This window comes from Mitsuaria sp. MSU3D (assembly GCF_056867975.1).
In genome coordinates, this window is record NZ_CP200314.1 from 3,623,397 (window position 1) to 3,649,771 (window position 26,375).

Annotated in this window: 18 protein-coding genes and 1 tRNA gene; 6 read left to right on the forward strand and 13 right to left on the reverse strand. The window is 69.1% G+C overall.

Going from position 1 to position 26,375, the window contains the following annotated elements:
* Entirely contained in the window at positions 1-2,433 is a 2,433-nt protein-coding gene (locus AC1VNM_RS15860; RefSeq protein ID WP_483107535.1) for a membrane-bound PQQ-dependent dehydrogenase, glucose/quinate/shikimate family, read from the reverse strand.
* Between the two features lie 101 nt (positions 2,434-2,534).
* On the opposite strand from AC1VNM_RS15860, the gene AC1VNM_RS15865 reads away from it, so the two are divergent.
* Complete coding sequence (locus AC1VNM_RS15865) at positions 2,535-5,060, forward strand: hypothetical protein (protein ID WP_483107536.1); 2,526 nt, start codon at positions 2,535-2,537, stop codon at positions 5,058-5,060.
* Here the strand turns inward: AC1VNM_RS15865 and AC1VNM_RS15870 are convergent.
* Entirely contained in the window at positions 5,009-6,316 is a 1,308-nt protein-coding gene (locus AC1VNM_RS15870) for a class I SAM-dependent methyltransferase (RefSeq protein WP_483107537.1), read from the reverse strand. The two genes, AC1VNM_RS15865 and AC1VNM_RS15870, sit on opposite strands and share 52 nt — an antisense overlap.
* A 295-nt stretch (positions 6,317-6,611) precedes the next feature.
* On the opposite strand from AC1VNM_RS15870, the gene AC1VNM_RS15875 reads away from it, so the two are divergent.
* Positions 6,612-10,133, forward strand: a complete 3,522-nt coding sequence (locus AC1VNM_RS15875; RefSeq protein ID WP_483107538.1) for a hypothetical protein — start codon at positions 6,612-6,614, stop codon at positions 10,131-10,133.
* 42 nt (positions 10,134-10,175) lie between these two features.
* Here the strand turns inward: AC1VNM_RS15875 and AC1VNM_RS15880 are convergent, their stop codons facing one another.
* Positions 10,176-11,153: a response regulator gene (locus tag AC1VNM_RS15880; RefSeq protein ID WP_483107539.1), complete on the reverse strand. Its 978-nt coding sequence runs from the start codon at positions 11,151-11,153 to the stop codon at positions 10,176-10,178.
* Positions 11,154-11,299: 146 nt separating this feature from the next.
* On the opposite strand from AC1VNM_RS15880, the gene AC1VNM_RS15885 reads away from it, so the two are divergent.
* The gene (locus AC1VNM_RS15885; protein WP_483107540.1) at positions 11,300-12,703 is read left to right on the forward strand and encodes a hypothetical protein; all 1,404 of its coding nucleotides are present in this window, start codon (positions 11,300-11,302) and stop codon (positions 12,701-12,703) included.
* Between the two features lie 62 nt (positions 12,704-12,765).
* Here AC1VNM_RS15885 and argJ read toward each other — a convergent pair whose 3' ends face one another.
* A complete protein-coding gene (gene argJ, locus AC1VNM_RS15890) occupies positions 12,766-13,995 on the reverse strand; it encodes a bifunctional glutamate N-acetyltransferase/amino-acid acetyltransferase ArgJ (RefSeq protein ID WP_377161037.1) in 1,230 nt (409 codons plus the stop codon).
* 138 nt (positions 13,996-14,133) lie between these two features.
* Between argJ and AC1VNM_RS15895 the strand changes: the two genes are divergently transcribed.
* A complete protein-coding gene (locus AC1VNM_RS15895) occupies positions 14,134-15,402 on the forward strand; it encodes a hypothetical protein (RefSeq protein WP_483107541.1) in 1,269 nt (422 codons plus the stop codon).
* Here AC1VNM_RS15895 and AC1VNM_RS15900 read toward each other — a convergent pair whose 3' ends face one another.
* Both AC1VNM_RS15900 and secA read right to left on the reverse strand, forming a co-directional pair.
* Positions 15,403-16,500, reverse strand: coding sequence for an FxDxF family double-cut PEP-CTERM protein (locus AC1VNM_RS15900; protein ID WP_483107542.1), 1,098 nt, complete (start codon positions 16,498-16,500; stop codon positions 15,403-15,405).
* Positions 16,501-16,836: 336 nt separating this feature from the next.
* Entirely contained in the window at positions 16,837-19,596 is a 2,760-nt protein-coding gene (gene secA, locus AC1VNM_RS15905) for a preprotein translocase subunit SecA (protein ID WP_483107543.1), read from the reverse strand.
* Between the two features lie 256 nt (positions 19,597-19,852).
* Between secA and AC1VNM_RS15910 the strand changes: the two genes are divergently transcribed.
* Positions 19,853-20,188 carry a hypothetical protein gene (locus tag AC1VNM_RS15910; RefSeq protein WP_088403237.1) on the forward strand — a complete coding sequence of 112 codons (336 nt, stop codon included), beginning with the start codon at positions 19,853-19,855 and terminating at the stop codon, positions 20,186-20,188.
* A gap of 100 nt (positions 20,189-20,288) precedes the next feature.
* Here the strand turns inward: AC1VNM_RS15910 and AC1VNM_RS15915 are convergent, their stop codons facing one another.
* The 7 genes from AC1VNM_RS15915 to petA all read right to left on the reverse strand — a co-directional run bounded on the left by AC1VNM_RS15915 (position 20,289) and on the right by petA (position 25,613).
* The gene (locus AC1VNM_RS15915; RefSeq protein WP_483107544.1) at positions 20,289-20,969 is read right to left on the reverse strand and encodes a DVUA0089 family protein; all 681 of its coding nucleotides are present in this window, start codon (positions 20,967-20,969) and stop codon (positions 20,289-20,291) included.
* Between the two features lie 265 nt (positions 20,970-21,234).
* Positions 21,235-21,310: transfer RNA gene (locus AC1VNM_RS15920), tRNA-Thr, on the reverse strand.
* 130 nt (positions 21,311-21,440) lie between these two features.
* The gene (locus AC1VNM_RS15925; RefSeq protein WP_483107545.1) at positions 21,441-21,977 is read right to left on the reverse strand and encodes a ClpXP protease specificity-enhancing factor; all 537 of its coding nucleotides are present in this window, start codon (positions 21,975-21,977) and stop codon (positions 21,441-21,443) included.
* 13 nt (positions 21,978-21,990) lie between these two features.
* Complete coding sequence (locus AC1VNM_RS15930; protein ID WP_067276593.1) at positions 21,991-22,608, reverse strand: glutathione S-transferase N-terminal domain-containing protein; 618 nt, start codon at positions 22,606-22,608, stop codon at positions 21,991-21,993.
* A 166-nt stretch (positions 22,609-22,774) separates the two neighbouring features.
* Positions 22,775-23,557 (reverse strand): cytochrome c1, encoded by a 783-nt coding sequence (locus tag AC1VNM_RS15935; RefSeq protein WP_483107546.1) that lies wholly within the window; start codon positions 23,555-23,557, stop codon positions 22,775-22,777.
* A 26-nt stretch (positions 23,558-23,583) separates the two neighbouring features.
* Positions 23,584-24,984, reverse strand: coding sequence for a cytochrome b (locus AC1VNM_RS15940; RefSeq protein WP_377161023.1), 1,401 nt, complete (start codon positions 24,982-24,984; stop codon positions 23,584-23,586).
* Positions 24,985-25,016: 32 nt separating this feature from the next.
* Positions 25,017-25,613 carry a ubiquinol-cytochrome c reductase iron-sulfur subunit gene (gene petA, locus AC1VNM_RS15945; RefSeq protein ID WP_297529861.1) on the reverse strand — a complete coding sequence of 199 codons (597 nt, stop codon included), beginning with the start codon at positions 25,611-25,613 and terminating at the stop codon, positions 25,017-25,019.
* Positions 25,614-25,834: 221 nt separating this feature from the next.
* Here petA and mscL point away from each other — a divergent pair, with 221 nt between their 5' ends.
* On the forward strand, positions 25,835-26,278 hold the full coding sequence (gene mscL / locus AC1VNM_RS15950) for a large conductance mechanosensitive channel protein MscL (protein ID WP_377161020.1): 444 nt from the start codon (positions 25,835-25,837) through the stop codon (positions 26,276-26,278).
* Positions 26,279-26,375 lie beyond the last annotated feature (97 nt).

A 26,375-nucleotide genomic window follows, 5' to 3' on the forward strand; every position in this document is an offset into this window, starting at 1 on the left:
TCAGCGCTTCTCCAGCGCATACGCGCGCACGTGGTCGCCGGGCCTCGTCCCGGTCGACCCGTGGCCGCCCGCGACGACCAGCACGTACTGCCGCCCGTCCGCGCCCAGGTAGGTCATCGGCGTGGCCTGGCCGCCGGCGGGCAGACGGCTTTCCCACAGCACGCGGCCGTCGTTGACGTCGTAGGCGCGGACATAGTCGTCCATGCTGCCTGACAGGAAGGCCACGCCGCCGGCCGTCATCATCGGTCCGCCCAGGCTCGGCACGCCGAGCTTGAACGGCACCGGCACCGGCGACAGATCGCGCACGGTCCCGTTGCGATGGCGCCAGACGACCTTGCCCTCGTTCAGGTCCACCCCGGCCACCGTGCCCCACGGCGGCGCCTGGCACGGGATGCCCAGCGGCGAGGTGAAGGGCTTCATCTTCGCGGCGAACGGCGCGCCGAAGTTCTCGTTGAGCGCCGGCAGCGCGCCCTTGGGCGGCCCGCCGTCCTGCACCAGCAGCGAGGTGTCGTCGCGCCGCGGCACCAGCGTCGAGGTGAAGCCCAGGATCGCCGGCGTCGTGAACGCGATGCCGCGCACCGGATCGACGGCAATGCTCCCCCAGTTGAAGACGCCGAAGTTGCCCGGGTTGATCAGCGAGCCCTGCTCCGACGGCGGCGTGAAACGGCCCTCGTAGCGCAGCTTGTGGAAGGCGATGCGGCACCAGAGCTGGTCGAACATCGACACGCCCCACATGTCGCGCTCGCGCAGCGCCGGCGGGTTGAACGAGATCGCCGACACCGGCTGCGTCGGCGCGCTGAAGTCGCCCGCCGCCGCGCCCTGCGGCGCCGGCGTCTCGGTCACCGGGAACACCGGCTTGCCGTCGCGGCGGTCCAGCACGAAGAGCTCGCCCTGCTTGGTCGGCTGCACGAGCGCGGGCACGCGCCGCCCCTTCACCGTCAGGTCCACCAGCACCGGCTGCGCGGGCACGTCGTAGTCCCACAGGTCGTGATGCACGGTCTGGAAGACCCAGCGCACCTGCCCCGTCGCGAGGTCCAGCGCCACCACCGACGACGAGTGCCTCTCCACCGCCGCGGAGCGCTTGCCGCCCCACTGGTCGGGCGGCTGGTTGCCCATCGGCAGGTAGACCAGGCCGAGCGACTCGTCGACGCTGGCCACCGACCAGCTGTTGGGCGAGTTGGCCGTGTAGGTCTGCCCGGCCGCGATCGGCGCGGTAGCGTCGGGGTTGGCGGAATCCCAGTTCCAGACCAGCGCGCCGGTCTCGATGTCATAGGCGCGGATCACGCCGGACTGCTCCTTCGTCGACGCGTTGTCGAGCACCGTGCCGCCGACGATCACCAGCTTGCGGGTCACCACCACCGGCGAGGTCGAGTAGTAGGCGCCCGGCTTGGCGTTGGGCATGCCGGCCATCAGGCTGACCGCGCCCTGCCGCCCGAACGAGGGGCAGGTCTTGCCCGTCGCCGGATCCAGGGCGATCAGCCGCGCGTCGGCGGTGGGCATGAAGAGCTTGGCCGCGCAGGCGGCAGGCTGCGCCCCGGCCGCGGCCATCGTGTCCGCCGGCGGCTGGTAGGACAGGCCGCGGCAGGTCAGATGCTGCAGCGCCAGCTGTCCGCGCACCTGCGGATCGAAGCGCCACAGCTCGCGGCCCGTGGTCGCGTCGAGCGCCAGCACCGTCTGGTGGGGCGTGCAGAGGAAGAGCCGCTCGCCGACCTTCAGGGGCGTGACCTCGAAGGTGGTCTCCACGGGGTCGCCGGGCCGGCCGCGGACGTCGCCGGTGCGGAAGTCCCAGGCCAGCTTGAGATCGCCGACATTGGCCGGCGTGATCTGCGCCAGCGGCGACCAGCGCTGGCCGAAGCCGGTGCGGCCGTAGGCGTGCCACTCCCCGTCGGGCACCGATGCCGCGCCGGAGGCCGGCACCCCGGGCGGACGCGCGGCGCCGTTGGCCGGCATCGTGCCTTCGACGGCATGAAGGTCGCGTGTCCACGACGTCAACGCGACGACAACGAAAATCCCGAGCACCGCTGCGAGCGCGAGCGCCGGCGGACTGCGCCAGGCGACGCGTCGGAGATCGTCGACGGGCAGATGACGGCGCATCGTCGGCACCAGCGCGAGCAACACCGCGCCGAGGATGAAGGGCACGCCGATGCGCGCGCCCAGCGGCCACCAGTCCAGGCCCACTTCCCACAGGCTCCACACGAGCGTGGCGAGGAAGTAGAGCGCATAACCGAGCACCGCCTCGCGCAGCCGCCCCCACATCAACGCGCCGATGACGGCCCAGGCCAGTCCCGACAACGCGTAATACCAGCTGCCGCCGAGCGAGGCCAGCAGGCCGCCCGCGGCGAGCATGACGAAGCCGAGGATCAGCAGCGCGGCGCCGAGGACGCGGGCCAGCCAGGGGACGGGAGCGGGGGACGGTGCAAGGAGGTTGGACATCGAGTCGCCTGGAGCGCCGCAAGCACGGCCATGGCCCCGCATGGCAAGTTTCATTCCGGCAACTTCGCGAACCGTCCCGGGCGCTTGCACACCCAGGACTCATGACCTTTCCTTCTTCGTCTTCCTGGGCGCCCAGCGTCCAGACCTCTTACAGCTTCGAACCGGCGTTCTTCGACAGCAAGCACGCCGAGGAGAGCAGGCTGGACGGCGCCCGGGCCGATGGCCTCGATGCCGGACCCGCGCCGGCGTATGCCCCGCCCCCGCCGCCGAATTCAGAAATCAGCGAGTTCAAGCCGATGCTGAAGAGGCAGAACCGCGAGTTCCTCGAGAGTCCCGACGGCCATCGCGCACGGGAGGAATGGCAGACGGCGATCACGGCGGTCCTCGAGTTCACCGGGAAACATCGCCTGACGGCGGCCACGACGGAACTGTCGCATCTGCTCGCGTTCCGCAAGAAGCACGCGGGGCCGAAGCCCCAAGGGGAGATCGAGCTCTATCGACCCGAGTGCAAGCAGGCCCTGGAAGCGGTGGTCCGTCATCTCGGCAACGAAGACATCAGCCTGCAGCACCGCTGCCAGACGCTCCTGCGCATCGAGGGACTGAAAGAGTGTCCGCAGCGCCACGCCTCGGAGCTCAAACGGGCGGCGCTGCGGCTCGCGGGGCTGGCCGGCGGGCTCGGCGCCTCGGTCTGGTCCGCGTTCTCCGACGTGGCCCTCGTTCATCTGAGGGAGCTGCTGCGCGGCGAAGCCAGGCTCGCGCACCATGATCTCTCGACCCCCCACGCGCTGGACCCCTTCGCCGCCGCCTTGCGCCTGCCGGGCTTCTCGCTGGCGTCGGAGTTGACCGACACCTTCATCATCGACGTCCGCGCCCATGCGGACGAGATCAGGCGTTGCGCCGACGGCCTGGCGCAGCGCATGGACATGACGACGATCGCGGAGCATCTCGCCGACGACTGTCTGATGGAAGTCGGCCAGAAGCTGGAGGACGAACTGAAGGGGGCCACGCTCGCCGTGTGGGAGGACCTCGACCACTGGCCCCTGCTGGAAAAGGCCCTGCAAGCGTTCGTCCCGCGCTTCGGCGATCTGCATGTCCACCAGGTCGCGGCGCTGGACGACGAGGGCGATCTCACAGGCGGCCTGACCGACGATCCGCGCCTCCTGGCCATCGGCATCCGCCACAACATGGCGGAACAGCACATCGCCCCGCCCCCGCAGGAGCAGGTGCTCCAGGAGCGTCGCGTCCACGGCAAGCGCGAACGCATCGTGCTGTTCGAAGGCCGATGGCCGTACATTGCGCTCGACGACGGAACCGGAGAGGAATTGAATCCGCCGCGGCGCTTCCTGAACCGCCAGGAGATCGACGCGCTGCTCCGGCCGACCGGGCTGCCGCGCGGGCTCGACGCACGGACCCGGCAGGCGCTGAGGGCATTCGCCGACTCGTCGTCGGCGGCGCGATCAGACCCGGAGACGACGCGTGAGCGCGTCGCCGCCTGCCCCACCGCCGCGGGCCTCGAGACCGTGATCGAGCGCCAGGGACTGGACGACCTGACACTGGCCTCGTGGCTGAGGCAGGCCGCGCCGAATTGGGAAGCCGACGCCTTGGACCACGCGCTGCATCTGCTGCTCCGCGGCCACGGGGGCGCTCCGCTCGCAGCGCTGCTGGCGTCCTGGGACGCCGAGGGCTTCACCGACAGCTGGCAGCGTCAGTTGCACGAGCAGGCGGTGCGCGACCGGTCGTTGAACACCGAGGCGCGGGTCCGGGGCGGGGACGGGGTCGAGGACGGCGACGCGGAGGTCGTCGACCGCCCCTCGCCGCAACGCCAGTTGATCGGCCGCTTCGCGAAACAACTCGGACGCACCGTTCCCCTTTTCCCCGCGCGCGTTGGACTGGTCCGTTTCAAGAATGCCTATCCGCTCGGCAGCGATCGATCCAGGGTCGGCGGACCCGCCTGGGATGGCCTGATCTCAGCGCTGCAGTCGCTGCGCAGTGGGCCCGGACGCCGATTGACGGCGCCGCTGCTCAACGAGTCCGCTGGCTTGTCCGACGCGCTGGAAACGACGTTCTACCAAGGCGGTCCGGAGCGTCTGCTGGTGGAACTCGCCCTGATCCGTCGGCTCTCGATCCAGCTCGATCTGAGCGCCGAGGAGACCGCCGCCCTGCTGCAGGTCAGCGGCACCGCCCAATACCCGGTGCCGTCACCGCTCATGAGCGCCGCGCTGATCGCGGGGAAGCCCTTCCTGGTGGACAGCCTGTTCAAGTGGGTGACCGCCATGGTGCGGGAGGAGCGGCTCGACAGTGCCGCGGCTCGGCGCATCCTGCTGGCCGACGCACGGGAAGCGGAGCAGGTCGTGTCCACCGTCAAGGAGCCGCATGTGCACGCGGCCTTGACCCGTTACCTCTCCGGATTGGACACCGCGTGCGCGGCGGGCGTACTGCGGCCGGTGGATCTGCTGTCCGCCGCCGGGTATCCCAAGGGCACTCCCTGCACCTTGCTGCGCGTCGCCGCGGCGCGCGGCGGCGGCGAGGCCGACCTCCAGGCCTGGCGCGCGTCGCTCCCGGGCCTGCTGGCCGCTCAGACGGGCTCGAGCCTGCCTTCCACGCGCAGCAACGTCTCCAGCGCCTGACTGCGCAGGCCGTAGAAGCGCTTGATCTCGTCGAGCTGCGCCAGCAGCTCCGCGCGCCGCGCCGGGGTCGGGTCTTGCGGGCGCTTCACGGCCAGCACCATCTTGTTCTTGCTGGTGTGCTCCAGCGCGATGAACTCGATCACCTGCGTGTCGTAGCCCATCAGCTCCAGCAGCAGCGCCCGCAGCGAATCGGTCACCATCTCCGCCTCCTGTCCGAGGTGGATGCCGTGCTGCAGCAGTGGCCGCAGCGCGGCCGGCGTCGTCATCTGCGGCCGGATCTCCTTGTGGCAGCACGGGGCGCACATGATGATGCGCGCGCCGCTGCGCAGGCCGAAGTGCATCGCGTAGTCGGTCGCGATGTCGCAGGCATGCAGCGCGACCATCACGTCCAGCGGCTGGTCGCCGCGCTCACGCACGTCGCCGTGCTCGAAGCTCAGGCCCTCGAGCCCGTGACGCGCCGCCGCCGCGTTGCCCAGCGCCACCATGTCCTGCTTGAGCTCGACGCCCTGCACCCGCGGTGCCAGGCCTTGCGCGCGCAGCCAGTCGTGCATGGCGAAGGTCAGGTAGCCCTTGCCCGAGCCGAAGTCGGCCAGCCGCACGGGCGTGCCGGGTTCGTCCAGCCCGGCCTTGCGGACCGCCGCGCCGAAGATCTCGATGAACTTGTTGATCTGCTTCCACTTGCGCGCCATCGCCGGCACCAGCGTGGGCTGGCCCTTGAGCTCGTGCGTGACGCCGAGGTCGCGCCAGAACGGGCTGCCGGTCGACAACTCCCGGGGCTTGGCGCGGTCATGCCCGCCGGGCGCCGTTGCACCGTTCGAGCCGTCCGCGTCCGCCTCGGCATCGCTGCCGTCGGCCGCGGCGGGCGCGCCCGCACCCGCCTTCTTCCCCACCTGCAGCAGCGGCTTGCCCTTGCGGCTGAAGCGCAGTTGCACCTCCTCGCCGAGCGTGTCCAGATGCGCCTGCTGGAAGTCGCGCCCCAGCAGGCCGTCGATCAGCGCGAGGCCTTCGTCCAGCGGATGGTTCTTGGTGACGTCCTTCGTCTTGTGCCGCCACAGGAAGCTCAACGCGCGCTCGCCGCGCAGCTCGATGTCGCGCACGGTCAGCCGTTCGAGCGAGGCGTCCTCGCCCTCGTGACGGTTCAGCAGCAGGCGCTGGAAACGGCGCTCCGCCAGCGCGGTGCGCAGCAGGCGGAGGAAGCGTTCGCGCGCATCGGACGGCGCGGCGCCGGCATCGGGAGCAATCAGGGAACTGAACATCGGCGGTCCTGGGGCAATCCGTGATTGTCCCGCCAAAGCCGGATGACCGCCTGGCGACCTGTTGCCGACCAGGAAACCGTTCCGGGATGGCGATGCACACAGCCGGATGCTCGAACTTGTTCTTCGCCAGCCCGCCATCGATGCGGGACCGCTCGATCTCGACGACCAGCGTGGGCTGATCAGCCTGACTTGATGGACCGGGGCGCAGGACGCCGGGGCCTGCCGGGCTCGCGGGAGCGCGGCGGACGCTGCGATCGTCCCGCCAATGCGGCGGGCCCGCGCCACTGATCGGGCCATGCAACCGTCCTCTCCCTCGGCATTTCCGTTCGGTTTCGATGCGACCCTCTTCGACCCCGTCGACGATGCGCCGTCCGACGCCTGCCGCACCGGACATGCCGGGCACATCGACGCGAGCGCCGTGGCCGACATCGTGGACTACGACGGCCCCTGCGACGCCTCGGGGCGTCTGCCGCCGGAGTTCCTCGCGTTCCGTGCCGGCCCCGACTGGCCGCGCGCGCGGGCGCAGATGCAGGCCTCCATCGCGACGCTCCAGGCTTTCGCGCGTCGGCATCCCGTGCCTCCGGAACCCTTGGGGGTCTTCCACCAGCACCTGATGGACAACGACGGGGCCTACTACGAGTCCTACCTGCCCCAGCTCTTCGGACGGGGCAAACGCCTGCTCGCGGCATGCGTCGAGGGCTTGTCGAACGAGGATCTCCCGGCCAGGGAACGGTGCGGGATCTTCCGCCGGATGGTCGCCGGCATGGGCCTGTGCGGGATGCGCATCGTCGACGACTTCGCGCGCGCCCGGGCCGCGCTGGACCTGCTGCGCGACGGCAGCCTGCGCCGCCGGACCGGTGCCGCGATCCGGGGCATCCTGGAGCAGGAAGCCCGCTGGGCGGAGCACCGCACCCCGTACCGGCCGGGGCAGCAGCGGACGACGTCGCTGGAGGTCCACCTGGTCGCCGCCGCCATCGAGGAACTCCGGCTGGGCGGGCGCGCGCCGCGCAGGGACGATGTGTTCACCCCGCACGACGGACGTGTCGCGGACCTGGTCGAACCGCTGCGGGAACGCCTGGCAACAACGCTGACGCCGATGCGCGTGGCGCGGCATCTGGCGGAAGAATGCGTGTCGCGCGTGTCGGCGGACCTCGCGGGCTGGCTGGGTGACCAGCCACTGGATCTGAGGTCCGGAACGCGGAAGGAGGACGACGGCGACACCTCGCATTGCGCGCGTCTCTCGATGCTGGTGCAGGGGCTGGAGGCGGCGTACGGGCCGCTCAAGATGGACGCCTTCGTCCGGACGGACAGCGACGGCGCGATGACGCTCCACCGCGATGCCACGCTCGTGGGCGCCCAGATCCGCCGCAACCTCGCCAGGCAAGACCTGACCCTGCCGATGCGCGAGCGTTCGCTCCATGAGTGGCCCGGCACGGGCGGCCCGCGTCGCCTGGTCCTGCTGGACGACGACCTGGCGGTGGTGAGCGCGCAGACGGGAGACGCGCCGGTGGACACCTTGCCCGAGGCGCGCCATCTCCGCCGCGTGGAGCGCGCGGGCCTGCTGGGGAGCCCGTCGACCGCCGACCCTGGCGGACGCCTCGATGCCCCCGCGCGAGCCGCCCTGCTCGAGGTCGTGCTGCGGCATGCCCCCGTGGACGAGATCACCCGCCTGCCTGCCCTCTGGTTCGCCCGCGTGGAGGACGCCCTCGCGATGGCGCGGCGGCTCGAAGACGACCGCTTCCGATGCTGGTGCAAGCTCCGGTGGGAGGACACGCTGCCCGTCGAGGCCGCGCGGATGCTGATCGCCGTGGCCGAGTCGCGGGGGGACGTCGAGCTCATCGTCTCCCTGCTGAAGAACGTGGGCGCGCAGCGAAGCCTCCAGCTCTGGCACAACGGCGCCGTGCTGCCTCATTACCTCGCCCAGCTCGCGCGGGGCCAGGATCCGGTGGCGGAGGCCTACCTGGATTCGCTGGCGACCGCGCTGCCCTTGCTCGACGCACCCACGGTCGCCATGCTGCTGCTGGCGGTTCGCGCCGAAGGGTCGGCCCGGCCACTGCTGCAGGCGGCCGGCCCGACCGTCCTCGACCGCTACCTGACACTGGTGGAAGCGGCGGCCCGGGAGAACAAGGCGCGCGGTCCCGCATTGGCCGCGGCGCTGTCCAGCGCGCCCCGGGACCGGCCGCACTGGCTGCGCGTCCTGATGACGCAGGGCGCGCAGGCCGCGCGGCTAACGACGATCCTGGGCACCTTGGGGCGCCTCCATCAACGTGGGCATCTGGACAGGGCGCTGATCGGACAACTGCTGATCGAGCCGGAGGCGTTCCGGGACGACACGGGGGACGGCTCCTTGCAAGCCACCCCGGCACGCCGCGCCTGGCCCTTGTGCGAGGGCATGGCGGGCGACCACGATGCCTCGGTCCTGGCGGTGCTCGGCTGCCTGCTGGCGCTGTGCCGGCCGGACGCCGGCGATGGCGTGTGGCTCCAGCGGATGTTGCGCGCGTCGGAGGGCGGAGCCGGGACCACCGCCCTGGTGCAGGGGCTGTCTCACGGCGCCACGACGGCGCTGGCCTTCTATCTGCAGGCGGTCACCGTCGCGCTGGGCCGGCGGCTGCTGTCGCTGCCGCAGGCCATCGATCTGCTGCGTATCGAACCGCCACCGGACGGCGACGGCACCGGTGCCCTGGCCCTCGCGCTGCGCCAGGGTCACCTGGGCACGGTCGAGCTCTACTGGCAGCGCATCCTCGAGATGCATGCGCGGGGAATCCTGCCCGCGGATCAGGTCCGCCCCCTGCTGCGGGCGGAGAGCGCCGGCGGCGTGCCGGCGCTCGCGGAAGCCTTCGAACACCGGATCCCCGGCGCCCTCGACCGGTACATGGCCCTGGTGCAGACCGCCGTGGTCGGCTCGGAGCCGATGTCGGCGCAGCAGCTCGGCTGGCTGGATCTGCGCGACGCCGGGGGCCGTCTGTTCTGGCCGCCGCCCGGCATCAGTCCGACCGACGGCTGGCCGATGCTCAAGCGCTACCTGCGAGGCCTGCGCGCGCTCGTCGAAGACCGGCGCTTGTCCCCGCCGCAACTGCGCTCGCTGCTGGCGACTCGGTCCGACGACGCCCCCTCGCTGCTGGGCCGGCTGATGAGCCTCGAGGATCGCTCGATGCTGACGCAATGTCTGGACGAACTCATGTCATGGCCGCGGCGGTCGGACCGCCATGTGCCGGCGCTGGCGGCCGTGCTCGAGATCGACGAACTGGACGACCTCGCCACGACGGCGGTGCGCTACCCCGGTCTCCCCGATGTGCTGCAGGCGCTCGTCTCTGCCGTCTCACAGCGGTGGATCGACCGCGCGACGCTGCGCCTGCGTCTGGAGGGCCGGCACGGAACGCGCCCGCCGCTGGCGCTCGCCTTCGAACGCAACCGGCCCGATGTGATCGAGGCCGTCGCCAGAGCGACGCTGCGTGCCGGACGCGAAGCCCGGTTGTCGCAGCCGCTCGTGCGGCGCCTGCTCGAAGCGGGATCCGCGTCCGACGGCGCCGGCGCGCATGTCGCCTTCGCGCGTGGATACGATGAGGCGTTGAAAGTGTGGCTCGACGCGGTCCTGCAGGCGCGCGCCGACAAGCTGCTGGACGACGGCGACCTGCGGGAACTGCTCATCGCCTATGGCGCGGATGAGCGACCCGGTCGCGACGCGGCATCGGAGGGCGGTCATGCCCGCTGCCTCGAGGTCTGGCGCGAGGCCTTGCGGCGGAGCGCCCGGCGCGGGTGGCTCAGTGCCGACGACCTGGCGGCGCTCGATCCGGCGCAGGCGCCGCCTGAGGCCTGATCCGCTCCGCGGTGCAGGGGACCGCCCGGAGCGACGCTCCCGTCATCGTTCCGCGAGCTTGGACGTTCCCAGGGCCGAGCGGGCACGTGCCAAGGCATGACCGACGTCAGGCACGCCCAGGCGCCGGCACAGTTCCTCCAGCCGCACGCGATAGGCCGCGTCCCCCAGGCCGAGCGCCCGGGCCTGCTGGTCCGGCGCGGGTTCGCCGAGCAGGCCGAACAGCAGCTCCGCGTCCGACAGCGGCAGGTCCAGCGCCTTGGCCAGGGTCGCCAGGCTCGCGGCCTCGTCGGCCTCGTGGAGCACCAGCAGCCAGTGTCCGTCGCCGATGACGGCGGCGTCCGCCATCATCAGCGTGAAGCTCAGGCGCTGCCGCGGCGCCCCCGACGGCGGCGCGATCGTCAGCGACGAGGGCGGCGCGCCCGCGCGCCGACGCAGCGCCTCGCGATGCAGCCAGGCCAGCACCTCCGGCGGCAGACGCGCGTGCTCCGACCAGGGCGGCGGGAAGTACGCCGCCATCAGGGCGCGCGCCTGCGGCGTCTGCCACGCGCAATGGCCGTCGCGTTCCCGCACGGTCATGCTGGCCGTGGGCCGGCGCGGCGCCGCGGGTCCTGCCGCGGGCGCGGGGTGCAGCAGGCGTTCGACGCGCGCGAGCAGTTCGCTCAACCGCACGGGCTTGACGAGGCACTCCGCAGCCCCCGCCGCCAGCAGGGCGCCGAGCCGCAGGGGATCGCGCGGGCGGCTCAGCGTCAGCACCGGGACACCACCGCCGCCCAGGCGACGCAGCAACTCCAGCGGACCGTCGCCGGGCAGCTCCGGCAGCTCCATGTCCATGATCACCAGCGCCGGTCCCGCGCCCAGACCTTGCATCGCGGCGATCGCATCCGCCGCGCGCAGGAGCTCATAACCGCTCTCCTCCAGCACCGCCGCGAGCGGCTGCACGGCCAGCGACTGGACGACCAGGAGTCGCGCCGGCGCGGCGGTGCGCGGAAGGGGCAGGTCGGCGGGCGGCGGCATGGGCATGGCCTTCACCATACAAGTCCCGTGCCCGCCTCTCAAGACGCCGCCGTCGCGGGAAAGACGCGGGGCAGAAGCCGCGAACTCCGGGGCGATCGCCCCCGTCCCGCCACGATCGGCGCCGCGAGCGCTGACGCACAATGGCCGGCGCCATGGACGATACCCCCGCCTCGCCCGACATCGATCCGACCGCCCCGCCCACCGGCGGGGTCGCCGCGCCTGTCCCCGCACCCGCCGCCCCCGCGGCGCCGTGGGAAGGGCCGTCGCCCGATGTCGTCGCCTGGCTGCTGGTGAACTGGCACAACAAGCATCCGCTGGCGCGCCGGCTCGCCATCGCCGACGTCCACACGGTCGGCGCCGTGGCCCTGCCCTTCATGGCGCAGGCGCTGCCCAAGGAGCCCAGCCTCGAGGGCGGCACGCCCGCCGAGGCGGCGCCCTCCCCGCCCCGTCGCCGCCTGCCCTGGCAGCGCAAGGCCGCGGGCGCGGGGCCGCGGCCTGCGTGGATCGACGAATTCATTCCCGGCCTGAAGACCGCGGCGGTCGCCACGATGGCCCTGGACAACGGCTTCACCACCGCGCCCGACGAGTTGCCGCTGCGCCGCGTCGACATCGACGAGCGGGCACTGGCCGCCGACGCGAACCAGCCTGGTGCGTGGCCGATGGAATTGGTGCTGCTGAGCGCCGCTTTCGATGCAGGTCCGGCGCGGCGACGCGTGCTCGTGGGGCGTCGCGACCAGGTGCTGGGACAACGCGCGCTGGATCCGGCGCGGCTGGGCGTGGCCGGCAGCGTGGCGGCCTTGGTGCTGATCGCGGCGATCTGGGCCCTGTGGCCCTCGTCGAAGCCCTCCAAGGAGGCGCTGGCCGCGCTGGCGGCCGCCGAAGCGGCCTCCGCCGCATCCGCCGCCCAGGCCGCCTCGGCAGCCGCCCTGGCTGCCGCGGCCGGTCAGGCGGCGCTGGCCGCGCAAGCCGCCTCCGCGGCTTCCGCATCCGCTTCCGCCGTCACGGCCACCGAGCCGGCTTCGGCCGCGAGCGCTTCGGCCTCCGCGCCGGCGCAGAGCCCCGCCGCCTCGACGCCCGCCGGGGCGATCCCCAACATCCGTCCGACGCTACAGGGCGCCGTCGAACGCGCCGCAGGTGAGAAGCCGCCGGCACCGGCAACGACGGCACCCTCGGGGTCGGCGGGTGCAACGGCTGCTGCCGATCCGGCCCGGCCGGGCGCCTCCGCCCCGACGTCCGACGCCGAGCGCCGCGTGAGCGTCGACGACGCCGGGCTGACCAGTCTCATGAGGCGCGACGCCGCGCCCGGCGCCAAGCTGGTGGCGCTGGTGGGCCAGCCGCACAAGGACAAGGCCGACGCCGAAGCACAACTGGCGCGCATGCGCGAGATGATCGGCGCCACGCTCGGCGGCCGCACGGTCCCGAACGGCGAGGTCTTCCAGACCAAGGACGGCTGGCGCGCGGCCGTGTGGCCCTTCGGCAGCCGCGAGGAAGCGCAGCTGATCAACGCCACGCTGCTGGCCCGCGGGATCCGCGGGACCCGGGCCGTCGACTTCTGATCGGGCCCCTCAGGACCGCTCGGGATCCCACGCGCCCTGGAGCCTCAGGACAGCCCGGACACTCAGGACCGGTAGTCGGCGTTGATCGTCACGTACTCGTGGCTGAAGTCGCAGGTCCAGACCGTGGTCTGGGCCGATCCGCGGTTCAGGCCCACGCGCACGGTGATCTCGCTCTGCTTCATGACGCGCTGACCGTCCTCTTCCTTGTACTCGGGGCGGCGGCCGCCCTGCGTGACCACGTGGACGTCGTCCAGGTGCAGGTCGATCAGGCTCTGGTCGAGGTCGTCGATGCCGGCATAACCGACCGCCGCCAGGATGCGACCCAGGTTGGGGTCGCTGGCGAAGAAGGCGGTCTTGACCAGCGGCGAGTGCGCGATCGCATAGGCGGCCTTGCGGCACTCGGCCTCGTCCCTGCCGCCCTCGATCACCACCGAGATGAACTTGGTCGCGCCCTCGCCGTCGCGCACGATGGCCTGCGCCAGCTGCTGCGACACCGCCACGACCGCGTCGCGCAGCGCGCGGCCTTCGGCGCTGGTCAGCGAGGTGATCGGGGCGTGGCCGGCCTGATGCGTCGCGATCAGCACGAACGAGTCGTTCGTCGACGTGTCGCCGTCGATCGTGATGCGGTTGAAGGACAGGTCCGCCGCTTCCTTGACCAGCGGCTGCAGCAGCTCCGGCGCCAGGACCGCGTCGGTCGCGACGAAGCCCAGCATCGTCGCCATGTTCGGACGGATCATGCCGGCGCCTTTGGAGACACCGGAGATCGTGACCGTCTTGCCGCCGATCGAGACCTGCTTCGAACAGGCCTTGGGCAGCGTGTCCGTGGTCATGATGCCGGCGGCGGCCTCGGCCCAGTTGTCGGCCTTCAGCGCGGCGATCGCGGCCGGGAGGCCCGCGATGATGCGGTCGACCGGCAGCGTCTCCATGATCACGCCGGTCGAGAACGGCAGCACCTGCCGCGCATCGAGCTGGAGTTCGGCGGCGAGCGCGTCGCAGGTCTGGCGCGCACGGGCCAGGCCGTCCGCGCCGGTGCCGGCGTTGGCATTGCCGGTGTTGATCACGATCGCGCGGATCGCGCTGCCGGCGGCGAGGTGCTCGCGGCAGACCTGGACCGGCGCGGCGCAGAAGCGGTTGGCGGTGAACACGCCCGCGACGCTGGCGCCCTCGTCGAGCGCGATCACGGTCAGGTCGCGGCGATTGGCCTTGCGCACCCCCGCCATCGTGACGCCGAGGCGGACGCCGGGCACGGGCAGCAAGGCTTGCGGATCGGGAGCGGTCAGGTTGACGGGCATGGCAGGGCGAAGAAGGTAAGGAGAGACGATGTCCGGACAGATGCGTTCGGGATGAGATCAATCGACAGCATCAGTGCACGGAATTGTAGAAGGGCCCACTGATCCCAGTCTCTGACATGACTGCCAAAGGCCTACCCGATGTTCAAGCTCCCGTTGCCGGATGCCTCTCTGCTCGTGACGCCGCCTTATCGTGAAGCGTCCGCGCCGCCGGATGAACCTCCGGGTTACGCCAGTGCCTGCCTCGACGCGGTGTTGGCCGAGGCGCGCGCAGCCCGCTTGGACGAGGACGCCATCGTGCGCCGGCTCACCGACTGGCAGCGTCCCGGATCGCCTGCCATGATCGTCCAGTGGATGCAGGACGGCGACAGCGCGGCGGCGGGACATTGGTACCGCACCTTGTCGGCATTGCGCGCGTGCCGCGCCATCGGAGATGGCAGCTTCATGCAATTGCTGGCCGGGCGCGGCGCGGAGTCGGGTCGCTCATCGACGGAACGCGGGCTCTTTCACGTGCTGGCGTCGACGGCTCCCCGCTCACTCGTCGCCATGCACATGGATGCGTGCATGGACGCGAAACGCGAGAAGCACTGGCTGAATGAATCGGACATGGCAACGGTGCTCATCGGTTCGCCGCAATGCGGCACGCTGCTTCAGGACGTCATCCGCGGTCGTTGCTCCGCCGATGCCTTCGATGCCTTTCTGACAGAGATGCGCCGCTGCAACAACTGGACATTCGGCCTGCGCAGCGAACAAGTCGCCACCCTGATGCTCGGAAAAGGTCCTCAAGGTACGACGCTCGACGCGGCGTTCGATCATCCCGAAGCGAAGCTCCTAGGCGCTTACATGAGTCATCTGCTGGGCTTGCATGGCCATCACCTCAAGCGATGCCGCGACCAGCGCGTCTACAGCAATGGCCTGTTGGACATCGACGCGTCGCAGTATCTGAGCTTGGCACTGCCATCCGATACCGCATCGAACGCTCCCTTGCGTGAAGCATTCCGATCGGGGAAAGGCGCCCACCTCAGCCTCTACTTCAAGCGGCTCTTCGATGCCGCCCAACACCATGAGTTGCCCGTTGACGGCCTGCGGGAGGCATTCAGCCGCTGCTTGCCACGCGGTTGGTCCATGGGCGAACTGGCCCAGCGTCAGCCCGCCTGCCATGCGCTGCTGATCAAGTGCATCGATCGCGCCCTGTTGCAAGGATGGCTGAGTCAGAAGGAAGCGACGGATCTGACAACCACCGGCCGGGCGGAACCGATGCAGACGCGCAGCTCGTGGGACCGCGTCCCGCCGTCTCCGGCCGTGCCGAAGGAAGGCGCCACCGCTGCCGCTCCAGCGCGACAGGCCGCGCGCAGTCGTCAGGCGAGGCGCAGCAACCTGCTCAGTTGCTTCGTCGGTCGTCGCGCCTGATCAGGACTGGCGGCGGCGGCGTCCGAGCATCGCCGTCACCAACACGAGTCCGCCGATGAACATCGCGTAGCTCTGCGGTTCCGGCACGGCGCTGGCCGGCAGCACGTTGAAGGTGCCCGAGTAGCTCGCGGCAATGCCGTTGGTGCCGGCCGCCAGGTTGCCGCCGGCGTAGCCCTTGACGATCAGCGTGTAGTCGCCGGCGACGAGCTTGCTGGGCAGGCTGGCGCTGATCCAGCTGGTGCCATTGCCGTCGCCGTCCGGCGCACCGATGGACAGCGCCTGGCCGTTCAGCGTGGCTTCGCTGAAGCTGATCTGCTGCGACTGACCCGAGTACACGGTGATCAGCGACGCATCGACCCAGCCATTGCCGGTGAAGCTGAAGTGGAAGGTGTCGACGAAGCTGCCGACCTCGGTGTGGATCGCGATCGGTGCCGCGGTCAGGCCCGCGCCCGCGCCGGCCAACGGGACGTTCTGGGTCAGGTCCACCGCCTGGGCGCCGGTCGCGGCCACGGCCAGCAGCGCTGCCGCGGCACCGCCACGGACCAGGGCTTGCCGACGGCGCGCCACGATCAGGCCGCCGCCCAGCAGCGCCAGCACGGCCAGCGCCAGCGTGCCGGGCTCGGGGACCTGCGTGACATTGAGCGTGCCGGAGTAGCTCGCGCTGATCGGCGTGCCCGCCGCCAGGCCCTGCCCGGCGTAGCCGCGCACGGTCAGCACCAGCGGCCCGCTCAGGCGCGCATCGGGCAGCGCGGCGATCTCGAGCGCGTTCCTGTAGCCGCCCATCGTCGAGCGCGTGAAGTTGTAGGTCGCGCCGTTGAGCACTGCGCTGACGAAGTTGATGTCGAACGCGGCCGACATGCCGATCGTCGTCAGGCTGGCGTTGACCATGCCCCAGCGATCGATGCCGGTGAAGGTGAAGGTGTCGACGAACTCCCCGGCCGTCGAATGCACGATGCTGAAGCCCGCCGTCTTGGTATCGGCGCTCGCGCCCTGCTGGAGCGCGACGGACTGGGCCGCGGTCACCGGCGCGGCCAGCGCGGTGGAAGCGGCGGCAGCGGTCAGGATGGCAGCGGCGAAGAGACGGGTCGTGAGCTTCATGGCGATGCGGTCCGGGGACCTCGGAGACCCGCGGCGGCAGGTCGATGCGGCGGACTCTATCGAGGGGGTGCCGTACGGTGTCCCCCGCGCCACGGGGGGAGCGACGCGCATGCGCGCCGTTCCCGTGAGAAAGCGCACAGGGCGGACACGCCGCGTCCGCCGGGCGCCACGCACCATCCACGACGCCTCACGCAAGGACTGACCCCGGCACGGTGCCGCTGCACGGTCCTTTGCCGCACGCCCGGCGGATCCCCGAGCGGATCCCCGAGCAGGTTCCCGGCCGGAAACGACGACGGCGCCCCGAAGGGCGCCGTCGTCGCGGGGAGAAGCGACCGATCAGGCCAGCTTGCCGTGGCAGCTCTTGAACTTCTTGCCGCTGCCGCACGGGCAGGGGTCGTTGCGGCCGACGTGGCCCCACTCGGCGGGCACGGCCTCGGTACCGCCCGCGATCGGCGCCGCGTCCTGCGACACCGACCCATCCTCGTTCGGATGCGTGTAGGTCACGTTGCCGACGCTCTCGGCGCGCTGTTCGATCGCTTCGGCGGCGGCGGAGGCCTCCTCCTGCGACTGGATGCGCACATTCAGCAGCACGCGCGTCACTTCCAGCTTCACCGCGTCTAGCAATTGCGAGAACAGCTCGAAGGCCTCGCGCTTGTATTCCTGCTTCGGGTTCTTCTGGGCGTAACCGCGCAGGTGGATGCCCTGGCGCAGGTAGTCCAGCGAGGCCAGATGCTCGCGCCAGTGCTGGTCGATGCTCTGCAGCAGCACCATGCGCATGAACGGCGTGAACTGCTCCAGGCCGACACGGTCCAGCTTGTCCTGGAAGGACGCGTCGCCCGCCTTCAGCACGGCGTCCAGCACGTCCTCGTCGGTCAGCGTCTCGCTCTTCTTGAGCATCTCGGTCAGCGGCACCTCGAGCTTCCACTCGTCGCGCAGCACGCGCTCCAGCGCGGCCAGGTCCCACTGCTCTTCCAGCGATTCCTCGGGGACGAAGCCGCGGACCACGTCCGTCAGCGTGCCCTTGCGCAGATGGGTGATCTGCTCCAGCACTTCCTGCGCCTCGAGGATCTCGTTGCGCTGCTGGTAGATGACCTTGCGCTGGTCGTTCGACACGTCGTCGTACTCGAGCAGCTGCTTGCGGATGTCGAAGTTGCGGGCCTCGACCTTGCGCTGCGCGCTCTCGATGGAGCGCGTGACGATGCCGGCCTCGATCGCCTCGCCTTCCGGCATCTTGAGCCGGTCCATGATCGCGCGGACACGGTCGCCGGCGAAGATGCGCATCAGCTGGTCGTCCAGCGACAGGTAGAAGCGCGACGAGCCCGGATCGCCCTGGCGACCGGAACGGCCCCGCAGCTGGTTGTCGATGCGGCGGCTCTCGTGACGTTCGGTCGAGATCACGCGCAGGCCGCCCGCGGCCTTCACCTGCTCGTGCAGCTTCTGCCACTCGGCCTTCAGCGCGGCGATCTTCGCCTGCTTGTCGGACTCCGACAGCGACTCGTCGTTCTCGATGGCGACGACGTCCTTCTCGATGCTGCCGCCCAGCACGATGTCCGTGCCGCGGCCGGCCATGTTCGTCGCGATCGTGATCACGCCCGGACGACCGGCCTGCGTGATGATGTCGGCCTCTCTGGCGTGCTGCTTGGCGTTCAGCACCTGGTGCGGCAGCTTGGCCTTGGTCAGCAGCTCGGCGACCTTCTCGGAGTTCTCGATCGAGGTCGTGCCCACCAGCACCGGCTGGCCGCGCTCGTGGCAGTCGCGCACGTCCTGCGTGACGGCGTCGTACTTCTCCTTGGTCGTCTTGTAGACCAGGTCCAGCTCGTCCTTGCGCACCGTCGGTCGGTTCGGCGGGATCACCACGGTCTCGAGGCCGTAGATCTCCTGGAACTCGTAGGCCTCGGTGTCGGCCGTGCCGGTCATGCCCGACAGCTTGCCGTACATGCGGAAGTAATTCTGGAAGGTGACCGAGGCCAGCGTCTGGTTCTCGGCCTGGATCTGCACGCCTTCCTTGGCCTCGACAGCCTGGTGCAGGCCGTCGCTCCAGCGGCGGCCGGTCATCAGGCGGCCGGTGAACTCGTCGACGATGATGACCTCGCCGTTCTGCACGACGTAGTTGGTATCGCGGTGATACACGTGGTGTGCGCGCAGCGACGCGTACAGGTGGTGCATCAGCGTGATGTTGGCGGCGTCGTACAGCGACGCGCCCTCGGCCAGCAGGCCGGCCTGGCTCAGCAGGCGCTCGGCGTTCTCGTGACCGTCCTCGGTCAGGTAGATCTGGTGCGACTTCTCGTCGACGGTGAAGTCGCCCGGCTCGATCACGCCCTCGCCGGTGCGGGGATCCAGTTCGCCGACCTGGCGCTTCAACTGCGGCGACACCGCATTGATCGCCACGTACATCTGGGTGTGGTCTTCGGCCTGGCCGGAGATGATCAGCGGCGTGCGCGCCTCGTCGATCAGGATCGAGTCCACCTCGTCGACGATCGCGTAGGCCAGGCTGCGCTGCACGCGGTCGCGGACCTCGTAGACCATGTTGTCGCGCAGGTGGTCGAAGCCGTACTCGTTGTTGGTGCCGTAGGTGACGTCGGCGCCGTAGGCGGCCTGCTTCTCGTCGCGCGGCAGGCCGGAGTAGTTGATGCCCACGGTCAGGCCGAGGAAGCGGTACAGGCGACCCATCCATTCGGCGTCGCGGCGGGCCAGGTAGTCGTTGACCGTCACGACGTGCACGCCCTTGCCGGTCAGCGCGTTCAGGTAGACCGGCAGCGTCGCCATCAGCGTCTTGCCTTCGCCGGTGCGCATTTCAGCGATCTTGCCGGCGTTCAGGACCATGCCGCCGATCAGTTGCACGTCGAAGTGACGCATCTTGAGGACGCGCTTGCTGCCCTCGCGGCAGACGGCGAACGCCTCCGGCAGGATGTCGTCGACGGTCTCGCCGTTGGCGATGCGCTGCTTGAACTCCTCGGTCTTCGCGCGCAACTGGTCGTCGCTCAGGCCCTCGAACTGCGGTTCCAGCGCATTGATGCGCTCGACGTCCTTGCGATAGGTCTTGAGCAGGCGCTCGTTGCGACTGCCGAAAATCTGGGTCAAAAGCTTGGGCAACATGCGGCTTTTTGAAGTTCTGTGGAAGGCCCGGTCGACCGGGCCTGGACGCCCGGCGGACCGCCTCGTGGGCGGCCTGATGAGGGCAGCGCCGCGCGACCGGTGCACATGAGGACGGGAGCCTCGGGTTGCAAGCGTCTGCGCGGAGAAAAACCGGCGGAGTTTAGCACCGGGCCCCTGGCGGCACCGGGCGGCGGCCACCGCCCCGGACCGGCGGCGGACTCCGGGTTTCCGAGCGGCGGCACTACACTGACGCCCCATGGCCACCCGCTATCTGCCCCCCCGCGCCAAGCCCGATGCGCCCGATCCGCTGGACTTCGGCCGGGCCATGTCGCAGAACGGGATGCTGGCCAGGTTGGGGAACCAGTTGGCGCTGTCGCGGCGGCATCTGGCGGCGGTGAGCGTGGCGCTGCCGGGCGCGATGAAGCGCTTCGTCCAGGCCGGCACGCTCGACGAGCAGGGCTGGACCCTGGTGGCCGACAACGCCGCCATCGCGGCCAAGCTGCGGCACCTGCAGCCCACCCTGCTGCGCCTGCTGCGCGAGGAAGGCCTGTTGCTGGAAGGCGAACTGCGGATCCGCGTCAGGCAATCCTGATCCGCCCGCCTTTCCCGCCGCCTGCCTTTCCAACCTCACTTCGCTCAACAAAAGGAAAGGGACCGCCGAGGCGGTCCCTTGTCGTTCCCCCGCGTCGGGGTCAGGCCTTGCGACGCAGACGGCGCGCGCCGCCCAGGCCAGCCAGGGCGATGACGGCCAGAGCCAGCGAGGCCGGTTCCGGCACATCGTTCTGCTGGGCGCCTTCGACGTTCAGGATGTCGAAGGCCCACAGCGCGTTGCGCTCACGGCCGCCGGCATCGCAGAACACGCCGTTGGCGCACTTGCCGTTCAGAAAGTTGGGGTTGCCGTCATAGGTGAAGCCGTTGGCCAGGTTGGGGCCGAGGGCGAAGTTGTCGAACTGCATGACGGCGACCGTGTAGACCCCGGCGCCCAGGGTGAGGTCCAGGCAGGTGTCCCAACGCATGCCGCCCTCCGGATCGGGATTCACCGCGGCGCCGCCGCAGGTGCCGGGCGTGCTGCTGGTGGCATCGTCGTTCTGGCCGACCAGCACGCCGCTGGCGTTGAACAGCGCCAGGATCGGGTCGAAGCCGCCGGCGGCGACCACGTTGCCGTTGGACTGCCTGCCGCCCGCGTAGCTGTAGGTGATCAGACGGACCGCCGACGAGCCGTTCGCCGTGAAGGTGAAGGTCTGGACATCGTTGGCCTGCGCGAAGCTGCCGGCGAACGAGAAGTTGGTCGGCGCCGCATGCGCGACGACAGAGATGCCAAGGGCTGCGACGGCGGCCAGGGCGGCGACACCACGACGGAACAAGCTGTGCATGAAGTTTCCCGTGAGAGCCGGTGCAAGGAGGTCACCGGCATGTTGAACACGGGGGCGGCCACAGCAAAGGCTATGCCACGACTGATTTCCTTTTGAAATCAATAACGTACATGCGGTTACGCGAGTAACGTCACACAAGTGTCAAGCGCGGCGACACCGCCTTTTGGGGGTGCTCGGGCTCAAGGTGCGAAGGCGAAAAGACCGAAGCCCCGGCTCGTCGGTCGACGAAACGGGGCTTCGGGCAGGCTGTCGCCTGTGTGTTCGATGGTGCCGGCTATCGGATTCGAACTGATGACCTACCGCTTACAAGGCGGTTGCTCTACCAACTGAGCTAAGCCGGCACTAGGAAACTGGAGCGCCGCAGAAGCTGCGGCGCGGGCTGCATTCTAGACGCAGCTTCGAGAGGTCCGGAGCAAAAAACCGCGCCTTCCCTCTCGACTCGCCCCCCGCACTTGGACGGGGTTCGGATGATCACTTGATGCGCTTGAGTGCCGGGCGACCGCCCGACGGACCCGCGCCCGGATCGTCGTCGTCGGACGGTGTCGCCGCCGCCGGTGCGACCGGCTCCGGCTTGGACTCGCCTTGCGGCGCACCGCCGTTGACGTCGGATGCCAGGCGCAGACCTCGCGGCGCGCTCGGCGCCGGCTGACGCGTGGCGGCATCTTCCGGATTCGGCGGCGGGAAGGCCATGCCCTGGCCGTTCTCACGCGCATAGATCGCCACCACGTGATCGACCGGCACGATGATCTCGCGCGCCACGCCACCGAACCGGGCTTTGAACTGGATCAGTTCATTGCCCAGGTCCAGGTTGCTGGTCGCGTCGAAACCGACGTTGAGCACGATCTCGTTGTTGCTGACGTACTCCAGCGGCACCTGCACCGTGCGATCCACGTGAACCGCGACATAGGGCGTGAACCCGTTGTCGGTGCACCATTCGTGCAGGGCGCGGATCAGGTACGGCCGCGTCGAGCTGGCGGCGAGACCGCCGCCGTCCTTGCTGTCATCCATGGGAGCCAGTGTATTACTTGCGCATCACCTTCTCGGACGGCGTCAGCGCCTCGATGTAGGCCGGACGCGAGAAGATCCGTTCCGCGTACTTGAGCAGCGGCACGGCGTTCTTCGACATGTCGATGCCGTAGTAATCCAGGCGCCACAGCAGCGGGGCGATCGCGACGTCCAGCATCGAGAAGTCGTCGCCCAGCATGTACTTGTTCTTCAGGAAGATCGGCGCCAGCTGCGTCAGGCGGTCGCGGATCTGCGAACGCGCCTTTTCCAGCTGCTTCTCGGTCGGCTTGACCGTCTGGCCGCGGTTCTCCAGCACGTTGACGTGGGCGAACAGCTCCTTCTCGAAGTTGAACAGGAACAGGCGCACGCGGGCGCGGGCCACCGGGTCGCCGGGCATCAGCTGCGGATGCGGGAAGCGCTCGTCGATGTACTCGTTGATGATGTGCGACTCATACAGGATGAGGTCGCGTTCCACGAGGATGGGCACCTCGTTGTACGGGTTCATCAGCGCGATGTCTTCGGGCTTGGCGAACAGGTCGACGTCACGGATCTCGAAGTCCATGCCCTTCTCGAACAGCACGAACCGGCAACGGTGCGAGTAGGGGCAAGTGGTTCCGGAATAAAGCACCATCATGGCAGTGGACTCCTGATCGAAGCCTCTCGGCTTCATCGATTTCTACAAACAACACAGTTCAACGCCAGCGCGGTCAAAGACCGAACAGACAAACGACAACGCAGTGGGAGCCTGTTCGGCGCCCCACTGCGCTTGAGGACCCGGCCTTCGGCCGAGTCATCGGTTCTTACTTGATGTCCTTCCAGAAGGAGGCATTCAAGCGCCAGGCGAACACGGTGAACCCCAGCAGGAACAGCACCACGATGATCCCGAGCCGGAAACGCGTCCCTTGCGCCGGTTCACCCATCCACTGGAGATAGGCGACCAGGTCGGCAACGGACTCGTCGTATTGCTGCGGCGTCATCGTCCCGGGCGTCACCTGTACGAAGTCCTTGAAGACATGCGTGACCTTGCTCGGGTCATGCGGGTCTTTTTCTTCCTCGAACCTGGCGGTGCGGACGCCCTGGAGCTCCCACAGCACATGCGGCATGGCAACGCTGGGGAAAGCGAGATTATTCCATCCCGTGGCCTTGGTTTCGTCGCGGTAGTATTTTCTGAGGTAGGTATAGAGGTAATCAGCCCCTGTTCCCTTGGCGCCGTCGGCCCGCGAACGGGCGATCACGGTGAGGTCCGGCGGCAGTGCGCCGAACCATTCCTTGGCCCGTTTCGGGTCCAGCGAGACCTTCATCGTCTCGCCCACCTTCTCTCCGGCGAACAGCAGGTTGCCCTTGATCTGCTCGTCGGTCAGGCCGATGTCCTTCAGCCGGTTGTAGCGCATGAAGTTCGCGCTGTGGCAGTTCAGGCAGTAGTTGACGAAGATCTTGGCCCCATGCTGCAGCGCGGCCAGATCGTTCATCTTCGACGTCGGGAAACGGTCCCACTCGATGCCGCCCTCAGACGCGAGCGCCGTCGACGTCAGACCCGCGCCCAGGCACAGCGACGTCAGCAGCGTGGCGATGATTTTCTTCATTCGTTCGACTCCGTGACGTTGGCGGTTCAGTGCGGGTGAAACGTGACGCGATCGGGCACCGGCTTGAACTGGCCGGCCTTGCTCCACCACGGCATCAGCAGGAAGAAGCCGAAGTAGTACAGCGTGCCGATCTGCGACACGATCGTTCCCGCATCCGACGGCGGCTTGACGCCCAGGTAGCCCAGCACAAGGAAGAGCAGCACGAAGATGCCGTAGAGGTACTTGTGCCAGTCGGGCCGGTAGCGGATCGACTTGACCGGGCTGTGATCCAGCCAGGGCAGGAAGAACAGGATGATGACCGCGCCGCCCATGACGACCACGCCCCAGAACTTCGCGTCGAAGGTCAGCAGCAGCGCGATGCCGACCACCGCGCCGACCACGACGATCCCCTTGCCCAGGACCGAGAGTCCGCCGCGCAGCAGCGTGATGATCGCCGACAGCGCGATCACGCCGCACAGCACCTGCACCATCACGTCGGTCGTGGCGCGCAGCATCGAATAGAACGGCGTGAAGTACCAGACCGGCGCGATATGAGGCGGCGTCTTCAGCGGGTCGGCGGGGATGAAGTTGTTGTACTCCAGGAAGTAGCCGCCCAGTTCCGGCGCGAAGAAGATCACCGCCGAGAAGGCCATCAGGAACAGGCCCACGCCGAAGATGTCGTGCACCGTGTAGTACGGATGGAACGGGATGCCGTCCAGCGGATGGCCGTCCGGTCCCTTCTTCGCCTTGATCTCCACGCCGTCCGGGTTGTTCGAGCCCACCTCGTGCAGCGCGATGATGTGCGCGACGACCAGCCCCAGCAGCACCAGCGGCACCGCGATCACGTGGAAGCTGAAGAAGCGGTTCAGCGTCGCGTCCCCGACCACGTAGTCGCCGCGGATCAGCAGCGCCAGGTCGTTGCCGACGAAGGGCACGGCGGCGAACAGGTTCACGATCACCTGCGCGCCCCAGTAGGACATCTGGCCCCACGGCAGCAGGTAGCCCATGAAGGCCTCGGCCATCAGGCACAGGAAGATCGCGCAGCCGAAGATCCACACCAGTTCGCGCGGCTTGCGGTACGAGCCGTACAGCAGCCCGCGGAACATGTGCAGGTAGACGACGACGAAGAACGCCGACGCGCCCGTCGAATGCATGTAGCGGATCAGCCATCCCCAGGGGACGTCCCGCATGATGTATTCGACCGACGCGAACGCGAGCGTCGAGTCCGGCTTGTAGTGCATCACCAGGAAGATCCCGGTGACGATCTGGATCACCAGCACCAGCAGCGCCAGCGAGCCGAAGATGTACCACCAGTTGAAGTTCTTCGGCGCGTAGTACTCCGACATGTGCTCCTTGTAGAGCTTGGACGCGGGGAACCGGTTGTCCACCCAGGTCATCAGCTTGACGCCCAAGGGGGCTCCGGCGGGTGCTTCCTTGAATTCAGCCATGTGTTGTCTGCCTCGGTCCTGTTCCTGGGGAGTTAGGCTTTCTTGTCTTCACCGATCAACAGCCGGGTGTCGGACAGGAACGCGTACGGCGGCACCTCGAGGTTGTCGGGCGCGGGCTTGTTCTTGAAGACGCGACCGGCCATGTCGAAGGTCGAGCCGTGGCAGGGGCAGAGGAAGCCGCCGTGCCAGTTGTCCGGCAGCGAGGGCTGCGGACCGGACTGGAACTTGTCGCTGGGCGAGCAGCCGAGGTGGCTGCAGATGCCCACCACGACCAGGTACTCCGGCTTGAGGGAGCGCCATTCGTTCTTCGCGTACTCCGGGATGGGGAACGCCTTGCGATCGGACTGCGGGTCGGCCAGTTCCGGATCGTTGCCTTTGAGCGCGTCGAGCTGCTCCTTGGTCCGGCGGACGATCCACACCGGCTTGCCACGCCATTCGACGGTCAGCTTCTGACCGGGGGCGAGGCCGCCGATGTCCACCTCGACGGCGGCACCGGCCGCCTTGGCGCGCTCGCTCGGAGCGAAGGTACTGACGAACGGGACGGCGGTGGCCACGCCGCCTACTGCTCCCGCGCAACCGGTGGCGATCAGCCAGGTGCGCTTGCCTTGGTCCACTTGTGGGTCACTCATGAGGGTCCTTACAGGGAACTTCTGATCAGGGGCAACCAAAGATTCTAGGTAAGAAAGTGCCGGTCCGCCCCTAGGCGCTCTACCGATGTGCATCGGTGCACCACGTTGACATTTGTCGTGGTGCAAACGCCGTTAGGATGCTTGCCCGGAGGCGGAGGGCGCCCCCGGGAAAGCGCTTGGTAGTTGGCGCCTTCGCACACGTGGAGCACAAGGAGCAAGCGATGGGTTTTTTGACCGAATTCCGTGAGTTCGCCGTCAAGGGCAACGTGATGGACCTCGCCGTGGGCGTGATCATCGGCGCCGCCTTCGGAAAGATCGTCGACTCGGTGGTCAAGGACCTCATCATGCCGATCGTCGGCAAGGCGGTCGGCGGACTGGACTTCAGCAGCTACTTCATCACCCTGTCGGACCCGCCGGCCAACTACGCGGGGCCGATGACCTACGAGGCCCTCACCAAGGCGGGCGTGCCGCTCTTCGCCTACGGCAACTTCCTGACGGTGCTGTTGAACTTCATCATCCTGGCCTTCATCATCTTCATCATGGTGAAGCAGGTGAACCGCCTGAAGCGCGACACCCCCGCGGCGCCGGCGGAACCCGCCGCGACGCCGGAAGACATCCAGCTGCTGCGCGAGATCCGCGACGCGCTGAGGCGTGACAAAGCGTAAAGCTGCTCTCATTCGTCACCTTTTGCGCACAAGCCGGGTGAGCCCCACCCGGACGGGGGATGGCCATCGCCGATACTTGGCGTGTGGTGCGGTCACC